The following is a 10,302-nucleotide window of genomic DNA, read 5'->3' on the forward strand; positions in this document are numbered from 1 at the left end:
TGTATTAAAAAATCTCGAAAAGGGTGAATAATTTGAAAAGAATACTTTCCCTCATTATTTTCTATTTTTTTAGCACATTATTTTCTATTACTATATATTTGAATACCTTTGATAATTCACTTATTATCAACCAAAAAGTATATAAATTTTCGGGTAAAGCTCTGCCTTTTAAAGGTAAAATTATAACGTACTTTAAATCTCCTTCTATAGAAATTGGAAATGTAGACATTCCAAATGATCTGTTAGTTCTTGAAGATGGTCAAACAATCGGACAAAATGGCACTATAGTAGTCTCTAAAGATGTTTTTGACAAAATGGTTGAATTGTATACAAATAACGATATTGAAAAAGTTATAATTGATCGTTTTCCAGTTGAAATATATGATGATAAAATAATTGTAAAAGAATTAACTTCTAGAGATAAATTAATATCATATTTAAAGATTTTCAAAAACAATTTCGAAATTATAAATTTAAATTACTACCTCGGTACATATTATATTACTCCCGATTACCCTAAGATAGAAATAACTACCTTCTCATTTCCAAACATTGGATATTACAATGTCAAAATACATGACAAAAGTGCCGTCTATACTAAAGTGTATGTAAATGGAAAAGATTCAAAAAAAAGTGGTACTCTTACAAGCGGGACATATAAAATATTTGTCAAATGCATGGATGAACTAGGATATGAATCTTCCAAAACAACTTTTCTAGACATTCCAAAATCGAAAATTAACTTTCAAAAAATCGAGGTAGAAATTGGAAAAGAAACTGAATTTGGAAAAATAAACTACATAGGAACCAGAAATTTTTACGAAATTACTCCATTAACATCAACTATTACAACAATAACTTCCAAAGATACAACTTCTCCAACAATTAACGTATCAATCAAAAAACTTTTCAATGATTATTACTCCATAAAAGTTTTATCAAATGACCTTAATAAAACAAAAAATGTAATACTTTTAAACAACAATCCAATTAATAACGGGGTTGTAAAGCTTGAAAAAGGAAAAAATTTACTGATTGTAATGTCAAAAGATACCTTTGACAATTATAATTTAAAACACGTTAGCATCTATAATTATCAAACATTAGATTCGACTCTAACCTTCCTTGATGAAAAAAGATGGATTAACATTGGAGGGGTGTTAATAAAATCTCCATATATTATATCTTGGGTAAATCCTAATGTCGAAAGGAGGATTTATGAAGATAAAAGATATATTATCAACATCGAAAAGTAAAACTATTTTTCTTTCGATATTTTTAATCATTGGTTTAATCGGAGCATTATTAAGAACTAACAATGATTTAGAAAATATGAAAGTTGATATTGTTTTTGAAAATTCAAGCAAGATTGAATTTTTTGATGGGAAAAATATTAAAAATAAAGATGCAATATATATTATCCCTAAAGATGCTACCAATATTAATTTGGAAGGTATAAATTTAAACGGAAAAAAATTTGGAATCCTAGAATTTAATATTTCTGAAACTATTTCAAAAGAATTTGCCAAAAATCTTTCAAAAGATATGGTAATAACAGTTCATTATATAAAACCAGAAGAACTTTCAAAATACAATGAAAAAACTTTATTTAAAAGACTTTGGAGAGCAGTTGTTGAAAGAAGTATTGACTTAATAGTTCTTCCAAAAACACCTATGACTGAATCCGTAGCAAAAGCATTCAAAAACTACTTTAAAATTTCTGACGCTTCACCTTATATACCAAACATTGAATTCAAATACTTTTTTTCAACAGTTTTAATACTATTCGTTTTATATCTTTTTCCTTACGCAATTTTTCTCTTACCAACTTTATATTTTTCTTACGAAATTTTTATTTCATTAGTCAGCATATTAGGAACAGTGGTAATATTTTTTAAAATAAAAGACAATGTTTTAAAATTCTTTTCTTATTTCACCTTAGGTATTTTAACAAATCTATCATTGTATGATTTTGAACATTTAAACAATATTAAAACATACTGGGGAGTAAAACTTTCGCTAGTGTTATTACCATCAATATTGCTAATACAGTTAATAATAAAAGAAAACAAAAAGATAAAATCACATCTTAAGTTTTTAATACCTCTATTTACCATTTTTGGAATATATTATATAATTAGAAGCGGTAATTTTGGATTTGTTACAGACTTTGAAAGAAACATACGTGAGTTTATCGAAGATTTGTTCATCATCAGGCCAAGAACAAAAGAATTGTTATTTTATCCTCTTGCATTTTTAATTCCATATTTAAAGAGTGACTTTTACAAAAAACTTTTTGAAATATTTGCAAGTATTGCATTTTTATCAACCTTTAACACCTTTTGTCATATAAGAGCTCCTCTATTTGTAAACATCTACCGCGAACTGATAACTTTATTTTTAACGCTTATCATCTATTCAATTTTCAAAATCTTTTTTGAAAGGGGAGAATATTATGAGGAAAACAAGAATAGTAGCCACTATAGGACCGGCAACAGAATCTGAGGAAATGCTGGAAAAACTTGTAAATTCGGGTGTAAACGTTTTTAGATTGAACTCATCTCATGATACCATTGAAATTCACAGAGAAAGAATTAGAAGACTAAAAAAAATCAGAGAAAAATTAAACACACCATTTTCCATCCTTATTGACCTTTCTGGTCCAAAAATTAGAACAGGAAAGCTCAAGGAAGAATATATAACCCTAAAAGAAGGTTCTATATTAAAAATAACAACAGAAGATTTATTAGGTGACGAGAGTATATTATCTGTAAATTACAAAAGGTTTCCACTTGAAGTAAAAAGTGGTGACAGAATTTTATTAAATGACGGTGCAATAGAATTGACTGTTGAAAAAGTTGAAGATAATTTAGTATACACTAAAGTTATAAGAGGCGGAAAAATAACACACCATAGAGGTGTTAACCTTCCAGGCGTTGATCTTTCAATTTCTGCTGTCACAGATAAAGATAAAAAATTTATTGACCTTGCCATCGAAGAAGATCTTGACTACATTGCTTTGTCATTTGTAAGAAAAGCTTCAGACGTAAAATACGCAAAGTCATTAAGCAATGGCATTCCAGTAATTGCAAAAATTGAGACTGCCCAAGCATTGGACAATCTTGAAGAAATAATTTCATTTGCTGATGGTGTTATGGTAGCAAGAGGTGATCTTGGTGTAGAAATTCCACTATCTCAAGTTCCAATCGCCCAAAAAAGAATAATAGAAACAGCTAATAGAATGTCAAAACCTGTTATAACTGCCACTCAAATGCTCGAATCAATGATCAACAATATGACTCCAACAAGGGCTGAAGTATCTGACATAGCAAATGCTATACTAGATGGAACCGATGCTATTATGCTCTCCGCAGAAACTTCGATAGGAAAATATCCACTTAGAGCAGTAGCTGTAATGGATGAGGTAGCAAAAAATACTGAAAAATTTCTTTTAGATTACGACTCAATTGAACTAGAATGGATAAGAAATTACTATATATCAGAAAATATAGAAGATGCTATTTCACATGCGGTATATAACCTCTCAAGAGATATAAATGCAAAATTAATCATCACTGCAACTAGTACAGGAAAAACTGCAATAAATATTGCTCGCTTAAGACCTTCAGTTCCTATAATGGCTGCTACTCCAAACCTTTCGACTTATTATAGATTAAGTCTTGTGTGGGGAGTAATCCCTGTTATGATCAATCAAACACTTTCAACTGATGAAATGATTATAGAAGTAATGAGAAAAGCAAAAGAAACAAATCTTGCTAGCAAAGGCGATAAAGTAATTATAACCGCAGGAATTCCTTGGGGAAGACCTGGAACAACAAATACACTCCAAGTTCATGAAATAATATAAAATAAGACCTTTTTACTAAAAATGTTGACAAATAAAACTTTTATGGTATCATATTAACGGATGTATGGCCCCATAGGATAACGGCTAGTCCATCGGATTCTCAGTCCGAAGGTCGGGGTTCGATTCCCCGTGGGGCTGCCAAAGAAAGCCCCAGTAGTTCAACGGATAGAACGGCGGATTCCTAATCCGCAAATGGAGGTTCGATTCCTCCCTGGGGCACCATGAAATTTGGGCCGTTAGCTCAACAGGTAGAGCACCTGACTCTTAATCAGGGGGCTGTGGGTTCGAGTCCCACACGGCCCACCAGGTTATAGTAAAGAGGAAGCGCCCGCTTCCCACCCCAAGCGAAAGCGAAGGGGTTATAAAGCAGTAAATGAGGTTTTAGATTAACATTAATAGATGATTAATGTATCGGCGGGCGTTTTGCGCGCCGATATTTTTTATGTTAGGAGGGATGAATTATCGATAAGATAATTAAAAACGAGGAAATTACAGCACCAGAGGTAAGAGTGGTAAATCAAGATGGAAAACAACTAGGGGTTATGCCAACACAGAAAGCTTTAGAGCTTGCATATTCTCAAAAATTAGATTTGATCTTGGTTGCTCCAAATGCTAAACCACCGGTTGCTAAAATAATGGACTATGGAAAGTACAAATACGAACTAGCAAAAAGGGAGAAAAAGGCAAAGAAAAATCAAAAAATTATTGAAGTAAAACAAATGAAATTCCGTATAAAAATAGACGAACATGATTACCAAACAAAGTTAAAGCATATTAAAAGATTCCTTGAAGCAGGAAATAAAGTAAGAGTTGTAATAATGTTTAGAGGTAGAGAAATGGCTTTTGCTGATAAAGGAAAAGAAATTTTAGATAGAATTATTAAAGATTTGCAAGATGTAGCTAGTGTTGAAAAAGCACCAAAACTTGAAGGAAGAGACATGTGGATGATGTTAAAACCAAAAAGTTGAGGAGGGAAAATATGGCTAAACAAAAGATGAAAACGCATAAGTCAGCCGCAAAGAGATTTAGAGTTACTAAAAATGGAAAAATTATTAGAAGAAAAGCATATGCATGGCACAAGACGGGCAAAAAGAGAAGATCAACACTTAGAAGACTTAAAGTTGAAACAGAAGTAAAAGCTTGCGACAAAGACAGAGTACTTAGAATGCTTGGTAAAAAATAAAATAAAACGACTTGAAGGGAGGATAAATCATGCGTGTAAAAAATGCAGTAAACGCTAAGAAAAAAAGAAGAAAAATACTAAAGGCAGTTAAAGGATACCATGGAGCTTTAAGTAGAAGGTATAGACTTGCAAAACAAGCATATATCAAAGCAAAAAAACATGCATATGTTGGTAGAAAATTAAAGAAAAGAGACTTTAGAAAACTTTGGATTACCAGAATAAATATTGCTGCTAGAAATGAAGGATTAAAATATAATGAACTAATTCACGGATTAAAATTAGCTGGAGTAGCAATTAATAGGAAAATGTTATCTGAACTTGCTGTAAATGACCCCGAGTCATTTAAAGAATACGTAAATATTGCAAAACAAGCAATCGGAAAATAATAACTCACCCTTCTGGATCCCTGCCTCGGTGCCCTTATTAGGGTCGGCAATGGAGTTGAAGGAAGGGGAGGGTTTAACCAAATCAGGAGGTGTATATTGTGGCAGTACTTACAATGAAACAACTTTTGGAAGCGGGTGTTCACTTTGGTCACAGAACTCAAAGATGGAACCCAAAAATGAAAGAATACATATTTGGTGCAAGAAAAGGTATTTATATAATCGATCTTCAAAAAACTTCCAAACTTCTTGATGAAGCATACAACTTTGTAAGAGATAAAGCAGCTGAAGGGGGAACAATCCTCTTTGTCGGAACAAAGAAACAAGCTCAACAAGTTATTAAACAAGAAGCAGAAAGATGTGGTGCATTTTATGTAAATCACAGATGGCTCGGTGGACTTCTAACAAATTTCGAAACAATCCGCAAAAGAATTGACAAATTAATTGAACTTGAAGAAATGGAAGCAAATGGAGAATTTGATCATTTACCAAAAAAAGAACAAAGCAGATTAAGAAGAATTCTCGAAAAACTCAGAAAAAACCTTGGTGGTTTAAAAAACATGACAAGACTTCCAGACGTTATTTATATTGTTGACCCAAGAAAAGAAAGAAACGCAGTTTACGAAGCAAATCTTTTAAAAATCCCAACTGTTGCTATCGTAGACACTAACTGTGATCCTGATGAAATTGATTATATAATTCCAGGAAACGATGATGCAATCAGAGCAATCCAACTTATCACTTCAAAAATCGCAGATGCATATCTTGAAGGAAGAGAAGGAGTATCCTTCGGTAGTGAAGAAGCTGAAGAAAATAATCAAAAAGAAGATAATGAAGAAATATTTGAAATTGAAGATGTAGATGAAAGTGAAGAAATGTAACCAAATAGCCCCCGAAAAGGGGGCTTTTTTGACAGGAGGGAAATTAATTGTTTATTGCTTTTGAAGGGATTGATGGTTCTGGAAAAAGCACTCAACTTAATCTTCTTTCACAATATTTAAAATCAAAAGGGAAAAAAGTGCTAAATATTAGAGAACCTGGAGGAACTATCCTAGGCGAAAAAATTAGAGAAATTCTACTTGATAATAATTTAAATATAAATAAAAGAAGCGAGTTATTACTATTCCTTGCATCAAGAGCGCAATTAGTAGAAGAAGTTATAAAACCTCATCTTAAAAGAGGTTTTTTTGTCTTGGCAGATCGGTTTTCTGATTCAAGCATTGCATATCAAGGTGGAGCAAGAAACATCGGAGTTGAAACCGTATCTACATTAAATGATTTTGCAACAGACAATATTTATCCAGATATAGTTTTCTATATAGATATTCCAACAAAAATTGCAATGGAAAGACTTAAAGATAAAAATCTAGATAGGCTTGAAAAGGAAGGACAAATATTTCTTGAAAAAGTGAGAAGTACGTATTTAAAGTTATCAGAATTAAGAGATAATTTCTTTATAATAGACGGGACAAAAAGCATAGACAGTGTTTTTGCTGAAATAAAATCAATTGTAGAGAAATATTTACAATCCTAAATCATCGAAAAATATTTTGTTATAATTTCCCTTGCAAGATCAATTACCTGCTGAATCATCCAGCCTCCTAAAAAAAGTAACGTTAAAAATAAAACAATAATCCTTGGAGCAAACGTAAGAGTTTGCTCATTTATTTGTGTAGCTGCTTGAAATATACTAATTAAAAGTCCAACAATCAAACTTATTAATAGAGGTGGTAAAATTACCGTTAATAAGGTTTTAATTCCAAGTCCAAATACATCTAAAAATACTTCTATAGTCATTTTTAACCGCCTCCAAAGCTTTTAATCAAGCTACCAATTAACATATCCCATCCGTTTACAAGAACAAACAAGAGAATTTTAAATGGCAACGAAACCAATACTGGAGGGATCATAATCATACCAAGAGAAAGCAAAATACTAGCAACAACCATATCCATTACAATAAAGGGTATATATAATAAAATTCCCATCTTAAAACCTATTTCAAGCTCGCCAATAACAAAGGCCGGAATCAGAACAGAATTAGGTGCCGCCTCAACAGAATCTATTTCTTTACCTACATTATCAGCTAACATAAAAACATTATCTTCGTTATGATGAATTTTCAATTCAGTTATCATAAATGTTCTCAGTCTATCCATACTTCTAGAAAATAGCTCTTGGTAACCAATTTCTGAATTTAAATAAGGTGTTATTGCATTGTTATAAATATCGTTCCAAACAGGTTGCATTATAAAAAATGTTAAAAATAACGCAAGACCTATTAAAATCTGATTCGGAGGCGTTTGCCTAGTTCCTAAAGCATTTCTCAAAAAGGAAAATACTATTATAATCCTTGTAAACGATGTAAATAATATTAGAATACTAGGCGCAAGAGATAATACGGTTAAAAGTAAAAGAATTTCTAATGTATTAACCAAATCCCTCGGTTGCTGAGGTGGACTCAGTTGTATACTAATATTTGGAAGTGGAACTTCATCTTGCGCAAATGAAACAAAAACAATTACAAGAAATACTAAAACAAACAGCCGCTTCACTTTTTGTCACCTTTTTTTACTATGTTTTTGAAAAATTCAAGTTTGAAATTTGAATTTTCAAACTCCCCGCTTTCAATTGAATCAAGCTTTTTTAATACAGTTCCACCATTTTCAGTCACCAAAATTACATAATATTCTTCAACTATTCTTACTACAACTATATAGCTATTTCTAGTAAGAAATTTTCTTTCAATAACAGAGATAAAATGTCCCCCTACATTTCGGGGGACCCTGTTCTTTATAACCAAATAAGTACCTAACATTACAGCTACGAAAATGAGCATTGATATTGCAAAACCAACTAAAGAAGAAATAACGTTCGCCCCCTAACCAGAAACCTTTTGAATTGCTTCAATAACTCTTGCAGGCTGGAATGGCTTTACTATAAAATCCTTAGCCCCTGCTTGAATTGCTTCAATAACCATTGCTTGTTGGCCCATAGCGCTACAAACAATAATAGTAGCGTTTGGATCTATCTTTTTTATCTCTTTAATAGCATCGATACCATTCATTTCAGGCATTGTAATATCCATTGTAACAATGTCAGGTTTTAATTCTTTGTATTTTTCAACAGCTTCTTTTCCGTTTGCAGCTTCTCCAACTACTTCATGACCAGCTTTTGTTACAATATCCTTTAACATCATTCTCATGAAAGCTGCGTCGTCAACAATCAAAATTCTTTTTCCCATTTTTCTATACCTCCTCTACACCAATTATTTCATTTAATATCTCTTCAATATCTAAGTATACTACAAGTCTTTCACCTTTTTTTATTAATCCTTTTGCTTTCTTTCCATAAGTATCAACATCTCTAAAGGCTCTATCAATTTCTGAATTTGATGTTCTAAGTACTCCTTTTACATTTTCTACTAGAAACCCCATTTCAATATCTCTTATCTTTGTGATTATGATCTTTTTAAAGTTATTTTCGTCCATATTTGAACAAATTCCACCAAGTATCTTTCTTAAATTGACAACAGGAATAATTCTTCCCCTTAAATTTATAACTCCCTCAATAACTTCTTTTGATTTTGGTACGGGGGTAATTTCATCCTTATCTATAACAATTTCTACGTAATCAACATCAAAACTCATTTCTTGACTACAAATATTAAAACTTAAAACTTCAAATTCGGTTTCAACATTCATGTTTTTCACCTCACTCCACTAAATTTAGCGTATCAATAATCAAGGCAATACTGCCATCACCCAAAGTAGCACCACCACTAAATTCCTTAACATCAGCAAATAATTTTCCAAGGGATTTAATCACAATATCTTCCTGCCCTATTAATGTATCAACAGCAATTCCATATTTTCTATTTGCAACTTTAACTACAACTACATTTAATTCATCAAGTTCTTCGTTGTGTTTCATTCCCAAAACATCCCAAAGTTTAATAATTGGAATTACTTCTCCTCTTTTAACTATTACTTCCTTATTTTGAACCATTTGGATTTCCTCAGGTAAAACAATTAATGTGCTGTCTATAACTGAAATTGGTATAGCATAAATATATTTATCAACTTTCACAAGCAATGCCTGAATTATAGCAAGCGTCAACGGCAATTTTATTATTACCTTCGTTCCTAAACCTTTTTTAGACTCTATGTGAACCGTTCCATTTAATGACTCTACCGTATTCTTAACAACATCCATTCCAACTCCTCTACCAGAAAGCTCACTTACTTGCTCTTTGGTAGAAAAACCTGGCATGAATAAAAATTCGTAAACTTTTTCATCAGGTAAACCTGAAGCCTTTACTTCATCAACTAACCCTCTTTCAATCGCTTTCTTCAATATCTTTTCCCTATCAAGCCCTCTACCATCATCTTCAACTTCTATTACCACATTATTACCTTCATGGCGTGCAGAAAGAATCAATGTACCAACAGGAGGCTTACCTTTTGCAATTCTTTCTTCTTTTGTTTCAATTCCATGATCTAGAGCATTCCTAATCAAATGAACGAGAGGATCTCCTATTTCTTCAACAAAAGTTCTATCAAGTTCTGTATCTTCACCTTTCATAACAAAGTTTATTTCCTTACCTAAATTCTTTGAAATATCGCGAACCATTCTAGGAAATCTATTAAATACGTAAGAAATTGGAACCATCCTAACCTTCATAACAATATTTTGCAAGTCAAGAGTTATTCTACTAAGCTGTGCCAAAGATTCATCAACTTCTTTTATATTATATTTCTTCAAAATATCTATAATTCTACTTCTTGCAATAACAAGCTCGCCCATTAAATTCATCAGTGTATCTAATTTTTCAATATCAACTCTGACCGTTTGTGTTATTTTAACAT

Annotated in this window: 14 protein-coding genes and 3 tRNA genes; 11 read left to right on the forward strand and 6 right to left on the reverse strand. The window is 31.7% G+C overall.

What is annotated here, in order from left to right; genetic code table 11:
- The first annotated feature begins 98 nt into the window (after positions 1-98).
- The 11 genes from JG780_RS08910 (at position 99) to tmk (ending at position 6,968) form a co-directional block, all read left to right on the forward strand.
- Positions 99-1,256: a hypothetical protein gene (locus JG780_RS08910; protein ID WP_287570199.1), complete on the forward strand. Its 1,158-nt coding sequence runs from the start codon at positions 99-101 to the stop codon at positions 1,254-1,256.
- Positions 1,219-2,505, forward strand: a complete 1,287-nt coding sequence (locus JG780_RS08915) for a DUF5693 family protein (RefSeq protein ID WP_287570201.1) — start codon at positions 1,219-1,221, stop codon at positions 2,503-2,505. Before JG780_RS08910 ends, JG780_RS08915 begins: the two co-directional genes overlap by 38 nt.
- On the forward strand, positions 2,456-3,868 hold the full coding sequence (gene pyk / locus JG780_RS08920; protein ID WP_114702715.1) for a pyruvate kinase: 1,413 nt from the start codon (positions 2,456-2,458) through the stop codon (positions 3,866-3,868). The genes JG780_RS08915 and pyk overlap by 50 nt, the downstream gene beginning before the upstream one ends.
- A 66-nt stretch (positions 3,869-3,934) precedes the next feature.
- Positions 3,935-4,009: transfer RNA gene (locus JG780_RS08925), tRNA-Glu, on the forward strand.
- A gap of 6 nt (positions 4,010-4,015) precedes the next feature.
- Positions 4,016-4,090: transfer RNA gene (locus JG780_RS08930), tRNA-Arg, on the forward strand.
- Positions 4,091-4,098: 8 nt separating this feature from the next.
- Positions 4,099-4,174: transfer RNA gene (locus tag JG780_RS08935), tRNA-Lys, on the forward strand.
- 167 nt (positions 4,175-4,341) lie between these two features.
- Complete coding sequence (infC, locus tag JG780_RS08940; RefSeq protein ID WP_353844464.1) at positions 4,342-4,836, forward strand: translation initiation factor IF-3; 495 nt, start codon at positions 4,342-4,344, stop codon at positions 4,834-4,836.
- 11 nt (positions 4,837-4,847) lie between these two features.
- Positions 4,848-5,051: a 50S ribosomal protein L35 gene (gene rpmI / locus JG780_RS08945; RefSeq protein WP_004101418.1), complete on the forward strand. Its 204-nt coding sequence runs from the start codon at positions 4,848-4,850 to the stop codon at positions 5,049-5,051.
- A 29-nt stretch (positions 5,052-5,080) separates the two neighbouring features.
- Entirely contained in the window at positions 5,081-5,437 is a 357-nt protein-coding gene (rplT, locus tag JG780_RS08950) for a 50S ribosomal protein L20 (protein ID WP_004101417.1), read from the forward strand.
- Positions 5,438-5,535: 98 nt separating this feature from the next.
- Entirely contained in the window at positions 5,536-6,315 is a 780-nt protein-coding gene (gene rpsB / locus JG780_RS08955) for a 30S ribosomal protein S2 (protein ID WP_287570205.1), read from the forward strand.
- Between the two features lie 47 nt (positions 6,316-6,362).
- Positions 6,363-6,968, forward strand: coding sequence for a dTMP kinase (tmk, locus tag JG780_RS08960; protein ID WP_287570207.1), 606 nt, complete (start codon positions 6,363-6,365; stop codon positions 6,966-6,968).
- Here the strand turns inward: tmk and fliQ are convergent.
- The 6 genes from fliQ to JG780_RS08990 form a co-directional block, all read right to left on the reverse strand.
- Positions 6,965-7,231: a flagellar biosynthesis protein FliQ gene (gene fliQ / locus JG780_RS08965; RefSeq protein WP_004101414.1), complete on the reverse strand. Its 267-nt coding sequence runs from the start codon at positions 7,229-7,231 to the stop codon at positions 6,965-6,967. The two genes, tmk and fliQ, sit on opposite strands and share 4 nt — an antisense overlap.
- A 2-nt stretch (positions 7,232-7,233) precedes the next feature.
- Positions 7,234-7,989 (reverse strand): flagellar type III secretion system pore protein FliP, encoded by a 756-nt coding sequence (gene fliP, locus JG780_RS08970; RefSeq protein WP_004101413.1) that lies wholly within the window; start codon positions 7,987-7,989, stop codon positions 7,234-7,236.
- Positions 7,986-8,273, reverse strand: coding sequence for a flagellar biosynthetic protein FliO (locus JG780_RS08975; RefSeq protein WP_004101412.1), 288 nt, complete (start codon positions 8,271-8,273; stop codon positions 7,986-7,988). The genes fliP and JG780_RS08975 overlap by 4 nt, the downstream gene beginning before the upstream one ends.
- Positions 8,274-8,315: 42 nt before the next feature.
- The gene (gene cheY / locus JG780_RS08980) at positions 8,316-8,678 is read right to left on the reverse strand and encodes a chemotaxis protein CheY (RefSeq protein WP_004101411.1); all 363 of its coding nucleotides are present in this window, start codon (positions 8,676-8,678) and stop codon (positions 8,316-8,318) included.
- A gap of 4 nt (positions 8,679-8,682) precedes the next feature.
- Positions 8,683-9,138 carry a chemotaxis protein CheW gene (locus JG780_RS08985; protein ID WP_004101410.1) on the reverse strand — a complete coding sequence of 152 codons (456 nt, stop codon included), beginning with the start codon at positions 9,136-9,138 and terminating at the stop codon, positions 8,683-8,685.
- A 10-nt stretch (positions 9,139-9,148) separates the two neighbouring features.
- The coding region (locus JG780_RS08990; protein WP_287570209.1) for a chemotaxis protein CheA at positions 9,149-10,302 on the reverse strand (1,154 nt) is incomplete at its 5' end.

The sequence above is a fragment of the Thermosipho sp. (in: thermotogales) genome, from assembly GCF_020054775.1.
Lineage (GTDB): Bacteria > Thermotogota > Thermotogae > Thermotogales > Fervidobacteriaceae > Thermosipho > Thermosipho africanus.